Origin of the sequence: Streptomyces sp. SID13726, from assembly GCF_010548375.1 — a bacterium.
Classification (GTDB): Bacteria; Actinomycetota; Actinomycetes; order Streptomycetales; family Streptomycetaceae; genus Streptomyces.
The window spans coordinates 102454-116642 of the sequence record NZ_JAAGLY010000018.1 but is presented as its reverse complement, the minus strand read 5'-3'; the positions used below and the strand labels follow the sequence as shown (position 1 = coordinate 116642).

Annotated in this window: 10 protein-coding genes and 1 pseudogene; 3 read left to right on the top strand and 8 right to left on the bottom strand. The window is 66.9% G+C overall.

Features of this window, described 5'->3' with window-relative positions; all coding sequences use genetic code 11:
• Nucleotides 1-345: 345 nt before the first annotated feature.
• From G3I78_RS34940 to G3I78_RS34930, 3 genes are read right to left on the bottom strand one after another with little or no spacing between them, the layout of a single operon-like run.
• On the bottom strand, nt 346-1152 hold the full coding sequence (locus G3I78_RS34940) for a strictosidine synthase (RefSeq protein ID WP_164432179.1): 807 nt from the start codon (nt 1150-1152) through the stop codon (nt 346-348).
• A gap of 34 nt (nt 1153-1186) precedes the next feature.
• Nucleotides 1187-2053 (bottom strand): alpha/beta hydrolase, encoded by an 867-nt coding sequence (locus tag G3I78_RS34935; RefSeq protein ID WP_164432177.1) that lies wholly within the window; start codon nt 2051-2053, stop codon nt 1187-1189.
• Nucleotides 2054-2102: 49 nt separating this feature from the next.
• Complete coding sequence (locus G3I78_RS34930) at nt 2103-3098, bottom strand: NADP-dependent oxidoreductase (RefSeq protein WP_164432175.1); 996 nt, start codon at nt 3096-3098, stop codon at nt 2103-2105.
• Nucleotides 3099-3249: 151 nt separating this feature from the next.
• On the opposite strand from G3I78_RS34930, the gene G3I78_RS34925 reads away from it, so the two are divergent.
• Nucleotides 3250-3876, top strand: coding sequence for a TetR/AcrR family transcriptional regulator (locus tag G3I78_RS34925; protein ID WP_164432173.1), 627 nt, complete (start codon nt 3250-3252; stop codon nt 3874-3876).
• Nucleotides 3877-4191: 315 nt separating this feature from the next.
• On the opposite strand, the gene G3I78_RS34920 is transcribed toward G3I78_RS34925, so the two are convergent.
• Nucleotides 4192-6372: a SpoIIE family protein phosphatase gene (locus tag G3I78_RS34920; RefSeq protein ID WP_164432171.1), complete on the bottom strand. Its 2181-nt coding sequence runs from the start codon at nt 6370-6372 to the stop codon at nt 4192-4194.
• A gap of 529 nt (nt 6373-6901) precedes the next feature.
• Here G3I78_RS34920 and G3I78_RS34915 point away from each other — a divergent pair.
• A pseudogene (locus G3I78_RS34915) lies at nt 6902-7509 on the top strand (FAD/NAD(P)-binding oxidoreductase); the annotation flags it as partial.
• Between the two features lie 1012 nt (nt 7510-8521).
• On the opposite strand, the gene G3I78_RS34910 reads toward G3I78_RS34915, so the two are convergent.
• From G3I78_RS34910 to G3I78_RS34900, 3 genes are all read right to left on the bottom strand, one after another.
• Nucleotides 8522-10165, bottom strand: a complete 1644-nt coding sequence (locus G3I78_RS34910; protein WP_164432299.1) for a transporter — start codon at nt 10163-10165, stop codon at nt 8522-8524.
• Between the two features lie 10 nt (nt 10166-10175).
• Entirely contained in the window at nt 10176-10478 is a 303-nt protein-coding gene (locus G3I78_RS34905) for a DUF485 domain-containing protein (protein ID WP_164432169.1), read from the bottom strand.
• 858 nt (nt 10479-11336) lie between these two features.
• Nucleotides 11337-11936 carry a TetR/AcrR family transcriptional regulator gene (locus G3I78_RS34900; RefSeq protein ID WP_164432297.1) on the bottom strand — a complete coding sequence of 200 codons (600 nt, stop codon included), beginning with the start codon at nt 11934-11936 and terminating at the stop codon, nt 11337-11339.
• Between the two features lie 518 nt (nt 11937-12454).
• Between G3I78_RS34900 and G3I78_RS34895 the strand changes: the two genes are divergently transcribed.
• Nucleotides 12455-13324, top strand: coding sequence for an alpha/beta hydrolase (locus tag G3I78_RS34895; RefSeq protein WP_164432167.1), 870 nt, complete (start codon nt 12455-12457; stop codon nt 13322-13324).
• Between the two features lie 272 nt (nt 13325-13596).
• Here G3I78_RS34895 and G3I78_RS34890 read toward each other — a convergent pair whose 3' ends face one another.
• Nucleotides 13597-14169: a TetR family transcriptional regulator gene (locus tag G3I78_RS34890; protein ID WP_164432165.1), complete on the bottom strand. Its 573-nt coding sequence runs from the start codon at nt 14167-14169 to the stop codon at nt 13597-13599.
• Between the last annotated feature and the right edge of the window lie 20 nt (nt 14170-14189).

Below are 14189 nucleotides of genomic sequence, written 5' to 3'. Positions count from 1 at the left end.
CGGTGATATGGGTTCGCGCAGCTGAGATAGACCGTCGGGGCTGTCGGGCCAGGCGGTGCCAGTCCCGACGAGTTCGGCTCGGTCAACGCGGCCGGCGGTGCTCGGCGAGCACTTCGCCGAGCACCCTCCGGTGCAGTTCGTCCAGCGATCGCCAAGGCGCTTTCGGCCTGTGCCCCGGAGCGCTCGAATTCGACCGCGATGTTGGTGGGCAGTGCCTTACCCGCTCATGGTCTGGGTCCACGGTGATGGTTATCAGATGGCGACGCGGGCGGGCGTACGGCCGGGAAGTCTGGGGCGGGCGGATCGGTGAGCAGGTCCGGCGGTCCCGTTTTCCCCCTGCGCTGCTCACTCCTGGTAGTGCGGGAGGATCTCGCCGTTCTTGACGAAGGTGAGGGCGGCGGCCACGTCGTAGGCGTGGATCGCGGAGACCTGCGGTGCCAGCTGGCTGGACAGGTCCTCGATCACGTCGCCGGTGAAGAAGGCCTCCCGTGCCGCGGTGTCGGCGAACCCGAGGCTGACTGAGGCGTGGAAGTGCTGGTCGCGGGGGTTGTCGTGGGCGACGTCCGGGGTGTCCCAGAGCTTTTCGACCCAGGGCAGGAATGTCTGCGTGCGCAGTTCCCTCAGCATTCCGGTGCCGGCGAGCGAGGGAGCGAGCTGCTGGTTGACGAACTTCCGGAACTCGCCGGCGTGGACTCCGCCTCTGCGGCGCAGGTAGATCAGGGCGCGGGCACCGGCCGTCTGTCCGGGACCTGCGACGTCGTACCAGCGGGAGGAGTTCGGCGGGCCGGCGTAGAGCAGGGTGCGGCGGAACACGTTGATCTCGTCGGCGTAGGCCAGCTTCGTCTGCTCGCGTCCTTTCAGGGGCGCGAGGGACGACTGGAAAGTGACTTCCGCGACGCCGTCGATCTTCCGGTCGGCGGGGATCGTGGTCTGGACCCCGTCGGTGACAGGCCACCGGCCCGGGTTGTCCTCGGCGAGGTGTATCTGCCGGTACTCCTCCAGGCCCGGAGTGGCGGAAATGATCCCTGAGTGCGGGCCCTTCCAGTGGTCCATGCCTGTCTGGCGTGGCTGGTCGTTACGCACCCACAGCAGGATCGAGGAGGTGAAGTGCTTCTTCACGTCCAGGGGTGCAGCGGTCGGTGTCGTGCTCATGGTGTTGCCCTGCTCTTCCTTGGTCAGAGGGCGGTTATCGGGAGAGGAACTCGGCCGCGACGGGGGCGAACTCTTCGTGATACTGGAAGATGCCGCCGTGGCCGGAGTCGGGATAGATGATCAGCTTGCTGTCCTTGATGCGCCGGTGCAGATCCTCCGACAGGACCGAGGGGACCATGCGGTCGTTGTCGCCGTTGGCGATCAGAGTGGGCTGGGTGATCTTCGACAGGTCGTCGGGGGCGGAGCGCCCCCACTTCTTGATCGCCTTCAGCTGCGTCTGGAACGCCTTGACCTTGATTTCCGCGTCGCGGTCGGCGGTGCGCTCCTTCAGTCGGCCGACAAACGCACGCGCGGCGGGCTTACCGGCGGCGTTGCGGTTGAAGAACAGGAACTCCTTGGGGTCCGACCGGGTCAGGGCGGCGCGCAGCATGTCCGCGTACGTGGTGCCGGCGACCTTGTCGATGTCCTTGCCGCCCTTGGGCCCGGTGCCGGTGAGGACGAGCTTGCGGACGAGTTCGGGATGCTTCACCACCAGGGCCTGGGCGACCATGCCGCCGAGGGAGAAGGAGAAGATGTCGATCTTGTCGAACCCGAGGGCCTTGACGAAGGCGTAGGCGTCGTCGGCCATCGCCTCGACACTGTCCGGCACCCGGCCGGTGGAGGCCCCGACCCCGGGCTGGTCGAAGGCGATGACGTGACGGCCCTTCGCGATGGGGTCGATGATGCGGGGGTCCCAGTTGTCCAGGGTCGCGGCGAGGTGGACGAAGAAGACGACGGGGATGCCGCCCTTCGGGCCCAGCTCGCGGTAGGCGTAGGTGACGCCACCGGCGCTGACGGTACGGGCCGGGGCCTTCGCGTAGGAGGTGATGACGGCTTCATTCGGGGTGTCGGTGCTGCCCATGATGGATTCTCCTTGTGTATTTCGTATCGCCCGTCGCGGTCGCGGCGGGTCAGCTGTTGCCGATGACGGCCTTACCGCGGATGCCGCCCTGGGACAGGGACTGCAGCGCCTGCGGGATCTGGTCGAAGCCGGCCACCTTCCCCACGACCGGGCGCACCACGCCCTGGTCGACGAGGGTGGTGATCTGGCGGAGTTGGTCGCCGCTGGCGCGCATGGACAGGAACTCATACGTCACGCCGAGCCGCTTCGCCTGCTTGCGGATCTTGCTGCTCAGGCCGGCGACCGCCAGGCGCACCAGCGGGTTCAGACCGGCCTCGCGGGCGAACGCGGGGTCCGGAGGACCGGCGATCCCGATGGTCTTGCCGCCGGGCCCCAGCACTCGCAGGGACTTCTCGAGATTCGTCCCGCCGAGGCTGTCCAGCACCAAGTCGTAGCCGGTCAGGAGCTGCTCGAAGTCCTGGGTGCGGTAATCGATCACCGTGTCCGCGCCTAGCGCGCGCACGAATTCTGCGTTGGAACCGCTGGCGGTCGTGGCGACGCTCGCACCGAGGTGCGAGGCGAGCTGGATCGCGATCGAACCGACCCCGCCGGCGCCGGCGTGAATGAGAACCTTCTGCCCCGGCCGCACCCTCCCGCGCTCCACCAGCGCCTGCCACGCCGTCAGAGCCACCAGCGGCAGCGAGCCCGCCTCTTCCATGCTGATCGACGCGGGCTTGAGCGCCACGTCGCCCTCCGCGACGGCGATGCGCTCGGCGAACGTGCCGATGCGGTCCTTGCCGGGCCGGGCGTAGACCTCATCTCCGGGCTTGAAGCCCCGAACTCCTGTCCCGACGCCGATGACGGTGCCCGCGACGTCGTTGCCCAGGATCAGCGGCAGCTTGTAGGGCAGGACCTGCTTGAACTCGCCGGCGCGGATCCTCTCATCCAGCGGGTTCAGCCCGGCGGCCTCCACCCGCACCAGCACGTCGTGCTCTCCGACGATGGGCTCGGGAACGTCCGCCACCTGCAGCGGCGCCCCGTACTTGGCGACGACGAACGCTCTCATGAGGCGTCTCTCCTTGTCTTCATCCTGGTCAGCCGTGTTTGTAGGCAGATTGGCTAGTTCGGCTGACCAGTCGGGGTCTCGCCTCGCTCAGTGAATCCGAGTAAGCTCAATTATGAGTCCACTCAGAATTTTTCGCAAGGGGAGGTTGTCCATGGGACGCGGTCGCATACCGATCGGACGCCGGGAGCGGGCCAAGGAGGACAAGCGTGAGCGCATCATGACCGCAGCCCGTGAGCAGTTCGCCGAACACGGTGTCAGCGGGGTCACGACGCAGCAGATTGCCGACCGGGCTGACGTAGCGATCGGCACCCTGTACCGGTACGCGTCCACGAAGGCGGAGTTGCTGATCATGGTGCAGAACGAGAAGTTCGCCGCCGCCATCCACGACGGCCTCGCCGCCGCGAACACCGCCGCCGGGCGGGGCGGTGTACTCGAGGGAGTCATCGCTCTCATCGGTCCCGTGGTGGCGTGCGTGAGGGAGCAGATCGAGAACGGCCGCACGTACCTGCACGAGCTGGTCTTCGGCGACCCGGCCGAGCCCTACCGGCGTATGGGCCTCGCCCTTGCCGCCAGCCTCGAGGACGGCATCACCGGCCTACTCACCCGCGACGACTACATCGACACCGCTGACGCGGCAACGCTGGCGAGGGTGATCACCGCGATCATCCACATCAGCACCACCGCCACCGTGTACTTGCACCGCAGCGACGAAGCCGTCCTCTCCGACATCCGTGACCAGATCCGCACCATCCTGGCGCCCCACCACCGCGCCCCATGATCACTCGCTTCACGAGCGAAGCATCATGCGTCTGCTGCCCGCGTCGAACTCAGCGAGCACATCGTCACCTGCGAGGCACAGAGCCGCGAGCTACCGGGGGCGATCGTGTACGTCGGCGCTGGCCCCATGGACATTGAGTTCGCCTACGTTCTGGCGAACTACGGCGCACAAGTCGCAATCACCGAGTATCGCGACCGGTCGCCCTGCCGCACGATGACTCTGCACCGCAGTTCGCCCGTGCCCGATCCAGCGTGCGGGCTGCGCCGTCCAGACCTTGGACCGTTGAACTCCCTGAATCTCGCGCAGAACCTCACGTCAGAGCAGATGAGATCCGTCCGGGGAGTCCGGAATCAGTTGCTCTGCCCAGATGACCTTGCCTTCGCGGTTGTGCCGTGTGCCCCAATGTTCGGTGAGCTGGGCAACGAGGAGCAGGCCGCGGCCGCCCTCGTCGAAGACCCGGGCGCGGCGCAGATGCGGGGCCGTGCTGCTGGCGTCTGACACTTCGCACGTCAGAGCGGATTGAAGGATCATCCGTAGCTGGATGGGGCTCTTGCCGTAGCGGATGGCGTTCGTCACCAGCTCGCTGACCACGAGTTCGGTGGTGAAGGCCAGTTCTTCCAGTCCCCAGGCGGTTAGCTGATCGGATGCGTGGAGGCGGGCTTTGGAGACGACTGCCGGGTCGCTGGGGAGGTCCCACGTGGCGACGTGATCGGCGTCAAGAGCTCTGGTCTGTGCCACAAGGAGGGCGACGTCGTCGGAGGGGCGGCTGGGCAGCAGCGCGGACAGCAGTTCGTCGCAGGTCTCCTCAAGCGACGCCGGCGCCCGGCTAAGCACGTCGCGCAGCAGGGCGAGGGCGGGCTCGACGTCACGAGAGCGGCTTTGGATGAGGCCGTCGGTGTACAGAACCAGTCGACTGTCTGGTGGCAGTTCGAACTGGGCGGTTTCGAAAGGCAGCCCGCCCAGCCCCAGAGGCGGGCCGATCGGCAGCTCCGGGAAATCGACCGCCCGGGAGGCGGGGCTGTTGTCGCCGACGGCGGCCGGGGGAGTCACCACGGCCGGCGGAAGGTGCCCGGCGCTGGCCAGGGAGCACGTGCGGGAGACGGGGTCGTAGATCACGTACAGGCAGGTGGCGCTGATCTCGTCCGTGTCGCCTTCCTCCTCGCGCTGCAGGCGGATGACCACGTCGTCGAGGTGGGTCAGCAGTTCGTCGGGGGTCAGGTCGATGTCCGCCAGGGTGCGCACGGCCGTCCGCAGCCGGCCCATGGTGGCCGCGGCATGCAGGCCGTGACCGATCACGTCGCCCACGACGAGTGCGACGCGGGCCCCGGAGAGCGGAATCACGTCGAACCAGTCGCCTCCCACGCCCGCTCTTGACCCGCTGGGCAGGTAGCGAGAGGCGGTCTCGACAGAGGTCTCCTTTGGCACGTGATGCGGCAGCAGGCTGCGCTGGAGGGTGAGGGCGGTGGAGCGCTCCTGGGTGTAACGCCGGGCGTTGTCGATGTTCACCGCTGCTCTGGAGGCGATCTCCTGGGCGAGCAGCAGTTCGTCGTCGTCGAAGGGGTCCGTTTGACGGCGGACGAACTGTGCGAGTCCCAGCGGGCTTCCGCGGGCCCACAGCGGGACCAGGAGCATGGAGCGCAGGCCCGAGGCGCCCAGGGCGGGGTCATGGCCCGCCGACCTCCCCAGCCGGACGTCGTCGGCGGTGACGCGGAGCCGGAGGGGCTGTCCGGTGGCCAGAACGCGAGCCGGCTCCGAGCCTTCCGGGTAGGTGTGCGTCTGCCCTGTACCGGGTGCTGGATCCGGACAGCCGTCCGAGACCGCCTGGGCGGTGCGGCGGAGCGTCGCAGGACCGTCCACCGCGTACGTTCCTTCCTCTTGGAAGGCGGAAGAAAGGAGGTCGACGGTGACGAGGTCCGCGAGGTGGTCGGCACCCACGTCCGCCAGTTCCTGCGCCGTGCGGGTGATGTCCAGGGTGGTCCCGATCCGTGTCCCGGCCTCGTTGATCACCAGCAGCCGCCGCTGCAGCCAGCGGTCGCGCGCACTCTGGTATGCAGCGACAGTCTGTTCCGACGTGCGATCGACGTACTCGAAGGCCATCGCGCTCAGGGTGACCGTCGCCGAGTTCCTCAGCTCCTGGGACCCGGCGACCCGGGCAATTTCCGCATAGAGCTGATCAAGCAGACCCGCGTGCACGAGCCGATGGACGCGAAGGAGCTGGCTGATCGGCACCCCGAGCTCAGCGAGCCGGCAGGCGAACTCGATGGCACCTGGTGGCGTCCTGACCTCGGCCATATCGAGACCGCGCTCAAGGAAATCCAGACTGGCCGCGACGTGTTCGGACAACCCCACTGGCGCCTGGGCGGCGACGTCCTCGTACTGCCACACATCGGGAAGCTCGTCGCGCAGGTGCTCCAATATCACGTCGACCAATTGATCCGCTCGGGGTGCGAGGCCCCGAGCGAGATCGCTGAGGAAGGCACGGGCGTCGGTACCCATAATCACAAGGTACCCCCGCCCTGGTCGACGGGCCGTGATCGCGGAGTCCATCGGGCTCACTCGCCCGCCCTCGGCCAGGGGTGTGGGGCAGCCGTTCACGGTGTGACCGGCGTGGCGGAGACAGGGCGCAGGTCCTCTGGCGCCGGGGTCGTCCACCGTTGAGAGGGGTGGGTCCGTCGTGTCCGGCGGCGGTCCGCGCACGTCTTGCGCAGGATCCTTCCGAGCGACCGTGACGTCCTTCATGCCGCCCCTTGAGGAGGCGACGGCGCCGGAGGCGGTTAGCTCGAACTACGGCTGCTGATTGACGAGGCCGAGGAATTCGCCCATGCGGAGCTCCGCGAACTCGGGACCTGTTTCCGCGGCGACCTGACCGAATCGCGGCACACGCTCCTGGAATCCCGGCCACGTGAGTGAGTCCGCGTATTCCGCGTAGGCCGCACGGAGGTCTGCGTCCGGCGGGAGAGACGCCCGGTTGACCTGGGCACGCAGTTGATGACGTCGGCGACCGGCGTAGCGGAGAGAATCATGCCCCCAGCTTCTCGATGAAGAGGTCACCGCTGCTTACGCAGGCCTGCGCGCGGCAAGCGACCACCCCGACTACCTCATCGAGGTCGACACCGAGCAGCAGTACGTCGTGGTCGGCGGCATTCGCTCGACCGGTCTGACGTCCGGCATGGCGCTAGCCGAACACGTGCACCGGCTGCTCAAAGGCTCCGGCGGGATCAAGCTCGCCGAACGGGAAGAGCTGCCACCACCACCCCGCATGCCCAGCATCGGTGAAGCATTCCCGCGCCCCTACCAGGACGCCGACCGGATTGCCGCCGACCCCGCATACGGCAAGATCGTCTATGTCTGCGAACGCTTCACCGCGGACGAGATCCGCGACACCTTCACCTCACCCATCCCCCCGCCACCCTCGAAGGCCTGCGGCGCAGGACCCGCGCCCGCAACGGCCGCTGCCAGGATTTCTTCTGCGGCGCAGAAGTCGAACTCGTCCTGCGCCAGCACGGCAGGATCGAGGCCCGCCGGCGGATTCGGCGGCCGGCCGCACCAGGACGCGTGTTCCGCGTTCCCTCCGGACCGCTCCGCACAGTGGACTGGAACGCAGGCCCCGTGACCATCGGCCTCGCCGACTGAACCACCGGTACCAACCCAAGGAACACCCGGTCTTCCACTCGGATCATGGAGCGTCGAGAACCGCATGATCTTGGAAGCCGCGCCTGTCCCACACCCGGAGATCTGGTGGACCTGCAGATCGTCACGAACTGGACGTCACGCGACTGCGCCGAAGCCCTGATCCGCGGCTGACTGGAAGAAGAGCATGTACAGAGAGCCTCGTTCCTGTTTGCGCTGATTGACGAACCCAAAGGACGATGGGCGTCCTCAATTGGCGCCGATCATAATAGTTGACCGTACGCCGATTTCCGATCTCCCTCTGTCGTGCAGTCCCCATCAGACGCCACTCGGCCTTTCCTGCTCAGTAGAGCCTGGATGTCCGCGACGGGCGGTGTTCGCGAAGTGCCCGTGGCGAGTCAGCTGAAGAAGTCGGGTGGCCACCGCATGGGCTTGGCACGACAGTTGGGCCGTTCGGTGTGGATCGCTGTTGTCCCGTTTGCATCATTGGCTCACACGCAGTGGGTGCCCGTGTTGAGCGTCCGTGGCTGGTTCGGACACTGAGCGGGAGGGCCCTGACGGTCTCGCCGTGAGGTGATCGACGGATTCGCCTGGACGGCTTTGCACCGGGAGCGGTGGGTGCAGCTGCCAGAAGGGTGCGGCAACTCGGCGCGGGCCCGCTTTCTTGTGTGCGATCGGGCAGATGCGCTGACCGCGACGCTATCATCTGAGTATGAGTATGTAAACTCAGGGGAGCGGTGGCGTCACCGCAGGTATCCGTGGGCCGAGGCTGCCGGCACTTCGTCCACTGGGTGGCCGGCAAGCCCGACCTCACCCGTCAGATGTCAAACGCACGATGAAAACGGCGAGTTCACCGTGCGCCACCGCTGGATCGTCCAACGGACACAGAACTCGTGCCCTGTCCCTTCGAGATGCCCATGCGGCGCGATCACTCTCATCCGCATCTGCTCGGCTGATCCGACCTGCGCATCGGTGCCCATTCTGACGACGACGCAAGAAACTCCCGTCAGTCAACTCACCTGCCGGGATGCGGATCAGCACCCAGTCGTCCGACTGTCTGTCCCACCAGGATTTCCTGTTGCACGTGCCGAAAATCGACTCCGGAGGCTCCAGGCGAGGTAATGCTGCCGAACCACCCCAGTGCGAAGGCTGCGGGCACGGAAACCAGGCCTGGGGTCTGGAACGGGTACCAGTTGAAACTCGCCTGCGGCCACAGCGCGAACGCGGTTCCCGAGACGATGGGCGAGAAGACCGTGAGGACGGCGCAGAGCAGTAGTCCCCCGTAGACGGACCACAGGAGTCCTCGACGGTTGAAGCGACTCCAGAAGAACGAGTAGATCAACGCGGGGAAGACGCATGTAGCCGCAACACTGATCGAGAAGGCGACCAGGAATTCAGTCGGATACCGGTGGATGGCAGCAGCCAGTGACAGGCCCACCGCGCACACGCTGACGGCGGCCACGCGCAGTGCCCGCACCTCTCCGGTTTCCGTGCGACGGCGCTTGCCTCGCGCGAGCACATCGTGGGTGAGAGAGACGGCGGCAGCGAAGGTCACACTGGTCACGGTTGTGAGCACAGTGAGGAACACGACGCACGCCAGGACGGTGATGAGCACGACGCGACCTGCTGAACCGTCACGGAGTACGCCCGAGGCCAGCTGGATCGGGGACAACTGCCCGGTGCCATCGACCGCGCCGATACCGGCCGCGCCCAACACGGCCGCTGATGCGAAGCCGGTGGCGATCAGCAGGAGGACGAAGGCGCCGACCAGTCCCGTGGCGATACTCATGGATCGCCGTGCCGTGCGTCCGGTTCGGGACGCGCTGATGCGTAGGATCTGGTGAGGCATCATGGCCGTGCCGAGGATGAAGACGATGTGATTGCCGAAGGTGTTGAGCGAGCCGAAACTCGCCGTGTACGGCCAGAACCCCGGCTCCAGATATCTGTCCGGCGCCATGCTGTTGTCCTCCGCGGCCGAGAGCAGAGATCCGGGATCCCAGTCGAATTTTCTGACGGCCAGCAGCGTGATGACCGCCAGCGTCACCAAGGTCAGCGGCACCTTCGCGACATGCATGAAACTGTTGCCTCTCAGGCCCGCCACCGCGGCGAAGCAGGCGACGAGGCAGCCCATCAGGATCGTGCACACCACCTGCGCCCCGTCGGTCGTCGTGCCGATCAGGAGAGCCGTGCTGGTGCCTGCGACACGCAGTTGGATCACGATGAGGGGGACCGTGATGGCCAGCGTCACCGCGGTCGCGGCGATACGGGGCCCCCGTCCTGGCGCCCGCAAGGCGAAGAGGTCACCGAGGGTGTAGCGACCGGTGGTACGTATCTTCTGTGCGAGGAGCAGCAGTACGCCGAGCATGAGCAGGCCGTCGAGGGCGTACGTGAACCCGTCGTAACCGAACAGCGCGACACCACCGGAGACCGTCAACAGAGTGACGACAGAGATCTGCTCGCCGGCCATGGCGAATCCGTTGACGACCGGGGAGAGGGACCGGTTGGCGACATAGAGCCGCTCCGGATTCTCCTCCTCCGCTGTGGCGAGAGTGAAGAGCCACAGCAGGGCCACCCCGATGAAGATGAGGAAGGCGATGATCACGGGGCGTCTCGCGTCCGAACCGATCGGGTCGAGTACGCCCGAGCCCAGGATGTCCATGGTCACCGTGTCACCACCGGGAACCGTCGACGGAGGCACCATCGGAGATATCCGTGTGGCGTACGTCGGTGGTCAGAGCCTGTTCGAGGGGGTCGGCCGACCGGGTGCTCCGCAACTCGTACAACCAGGCAGTGGCGATGAACAGGGCGCATTGCAGAACGCCCCATACCAGTCCCAGGGTGAGCTCGCCGTACACCTGCACTGCGGGCACGTCGGTGAAGCAGGACAGCGTGATGCCGACGGCGAAGGGGATCCCGTTGACGACAACGAAGTCGCGTTGCGCACGATGCGCGGTCTCGCGGAGCCTGTTCACGTGCTGTGAGCGTCCGGCATGGTGCGTTTGGAGCGGCGCCGGCGGGCGGCCAGGGGGATTCGGGGGGACATGCGAGTGCACGGGACCTCCGGGCATTGAGGGTGGGTAGCGGCGCAGCGCGCAGCGTCCGATGCCGGCAGGAGGATCCCGCCGGCCACGGCATGACGGTGGTGAGCAAGGGCCAACGGGTGTGGCGCCCAGGCGAAGTACGGCACGCAGCACATGGGGGCTGCTCGCATCCGTTGCCACTCGATGCACAGGGTGCTGTGTCGGGGGCTTGGCGGACCAACGCGGACGAAGAGCTGGGCACGGACCGTGAGGTTCCAGCCGGACCTCGCGAAAGCGTGCGCGTACCTACAAGCCGCTGTTGCCGTGATGCGCCATGTTGTGATCAGGAGAATCACGGACTCTGTGATGGCCTGTCAACAGCCTGTGAGATGTGTGCGACATGTCACTGCATGCCAACCAGACTTCGGGACGCGCAAGCCGTCCGAGACCGCGCGCATTCTCGGACTGCGCCAACCAGGGCCTCCACCGGTCCAGGTGCGTCAGTGCTCCATGCCTTGTGAGCGTGCTCGCCGACTCTCCACCTGCCCAGTGGATTTGACCGCCAGCTGGTCGAACGGGGTCTGCTTGCCCGGCGGGTGCTCATGACACTGGCAATTCCTCGGTGCTTCGGGGCACTTCGGCGGCCCGCTCAGTGACCCATTCCGCAGAGAGGTCCCAACGGTGGGGACGGCGGGGAGCGGCACCGCCTCGAGCCGGACGTCGGGGATCGCCAGGCCGGGCCGGCCGATCTGTCACTTCTGGGGGTCGTGCGAAGGCGCCCCGCTCAGGCGTGCCTGCAGGTGCGTCCGTTCACTGCCTTGCGTGTTCGTGTTCGACGCCCAACAGTGCGAATGCGTTGTGGATGCCCTGCTCGAGGAGCTCATCGGCGAGCTGCGTGTCGGCGAGGGCTCGGGAGAGCTGCAGCGTCCCGGCCATCATGGCGTAGGCACTGAGCGTCTTGGTGCGGACCGACAGTGGATCGTCCGGTGCGAGGCGGGCGGCGATGCCGTCGGTGACCGTGAGCGCGCCGTCGGTGTACGCCTGCTTGATCGGGTCCGTGCAGCGCCCTATCTCGTCGAGCAGGGCGGCGGAGGGGCAACCGTCATCCGGGCTGTCCCGATGCTGGGGGGACAGATACCAGCGCACGATCTGTTCGACCCCGGCGCGACCGGGAGCCGCGTGCGCGACGATGGTCGCGTTCTGTGCCTGCAGTTGGTCGGCGACCGCGGTGGCGACGAGGTCGTCCTTGGATGTGAAGTGCGTGTAGAAGGCGCCGTTGGTCAGGCCTGCGTCCTTCATCAGTGCCGAGATACCCGACCCGTCGATGCCGTGTCGCTTGAACCGGCGACCGGCCGTCTTGACGATCCGCTGCCTGGTCGCCTGCTTGTGCTCACTCCTGTATCGCATCACGCGCTCCTTCATGGCCGGAAGGGCCGCTCGCCCTTGGTCCGGCTCCCTCACTGTATTGTATTTCGAATGTAATTCAATGATGCGGGTGGGCGGTCGCCGTTCGCGAGGGGCTCGTCCCGGTCGGCCTTGTATCCCTTGGTGTCGGACTCTCCTGCGGTCGAACCGGACTTCGCCGTCGCGCCGCATGACGGCTCTCTTGCTGCCGGAAGATGCTTGGCCCCTCGGTCTTCTCTGTGCGGCCGAGGCGGCGTCCGCGTCCGGGTCCGCAGCCGCTGGGGCGGTGATCGCCCGTCCCGGACGACGGGGAATCGACTGCCGCCGGCCAGTCCGCTGCCCATGTCGACGCCGATGCGTTCCGCTCGCCGCTTGCGCCCCAATGAAATTATGGTCATACTTCAATGGTCGGCGCGTTTCCGAGGGGCTCGGCCACGCAAGGTGCCCGCCTTCCCGGTCTTCGATCGTCGACCCCGCAGACTGCAGCCGCAGTCGTCGCAGCAACCGCATGTTGAGAGGCGACAATGAACGACGCACAGGGTGTACGAGGCGACGCGGTGACGTCGTACAAGCTCGCGCCGAACCGCACCGTGACCGCCGGCGGGTTGACGTTCGCCTACCGCGATCTCGGCCCCAGGACCGGTACGCCGGTGGTCTTCTTCAACCACCTCGCAGGAGTCCTCGACAACTGGGACCCCCGCGTCGTCGACGGTTTCGCGGCGAAGCACCGGGTCATCACGTTCGACAACCGGGGGGTCGGTGCCACCAGCGGTTCCACCCCGAAGACCATCCAGGAGATGGCGAAGGACGCCGTCACGTTCATCCGGGCCCTCGGGCTTGAACTCGTGGACATCCACGGCTTCTCGATGGGCGGCATGATCGCTCAGGTGGTCGTGCAGACCGACCCGCAGCTGGTCCGCCGGCTGATCCTCACGGGCACCGGTCCTGCGGGTGGCGAGGGCATCAAGAACGTGACCCGGCTGTCCAACATCGACACCGTCCGAGCGCTGTTCACCCTGCAGGACCCGAAGCAGTTCCTCTTCTTCACCCGCACCGCGAACGGGCGGCGGGCCGGCAAGGAGTTCCTGGCCCGGCTGAAGGAGCGCACCAAGGACCGGGACAAGGCCATCTCCCTCACCGCGTACAGGTCCCAGCTCAAGGCCATTCACCGCTGGGGACTGGAGCAGCCCCAGGACCTGTCCGTCATCCGGCAGCCCGTGCTCGTCGCCAACGGCGAGAGCGACCGGATGGTGCCGTCGAAGAACTCGTACGACCTGGCGCAGCGAGTGCCGAACGCCGAGTTGGTGATCTATCCGGACGCCGGCCACGGTGGCATCTTCCAGTTCCACCAGCAGTTCGTGGACACGGCTCTCGAGTTCCTTGCACGGCAGTAAGCGCGGAGTACGGCTGCTGCTTGAACCGAGGACGCTGCTGAGTCGTGACGCCTTGGGCTTCCCCGTCACAAGAATGCGGCGGTGGGGCCGTGGGTCTTCCAGTCCGCCGACCGGGCGGGATGCGCCAGACGCGGGGATTGCTCAAGCCCACCGGGCGAACCCAGGGGAGACCGCGAGCTGTCACCCGGGGTTGCGCTCTTGAACTCGGCGCCCTCGCGCATGGCCCGGCTCAGGCAGCCGTCGACCGGCCCTCCGGGGATGGGCCGACACGCTCACCGCAGGAATGTGAGGGCGTTCTCAATGCCCTGTTCAAGGACCTCATCGGCGAACTTCCGGTCGGAGAGCGCACGGGACAGCTGCAACGTCCCCACCAGCATGGTGTAGAGGGCGATCGCCTTGCCGCGCGCCGACCGCGGGTCACCTGGCGTCAGGCGGGCGGCGATCTCATCCATGATGGCGTTCGCGCCATCGGTATAGGCCTGCTTGGCTCCGTCCTCGCAGCGGCCGATCTCGTCGAGCAGGGCGGCGGAGGGGCAGCCGGTGCCGGGGTGGTCCCGGTGTTCGGGCGACAGGTACTCGCGAACGAGGTCCTCGAGCCCTGCACGGCCGGGCTGCAGCGTGCCGTACTGCTCCACCTGTGTGCGCAGTTGGTCTGCTACGACGTTCGCGACGAGGTCGTCCTTGGACTCGAAGTGGGCGTAGAAGGCTCCGTTGGTCAGCCCGGCATCCGACATGAGCGTGGAGACACCGGATCCGTCGATCCCGTCCAGCTTGAACCGCTGGCCGGCCCTCTCGATGATCCGCTGCCGCGTCACCTGCTTGTGCTCCTTGGTGTAGCGCGCCACAGGGTTTCCCTCCATTCGCT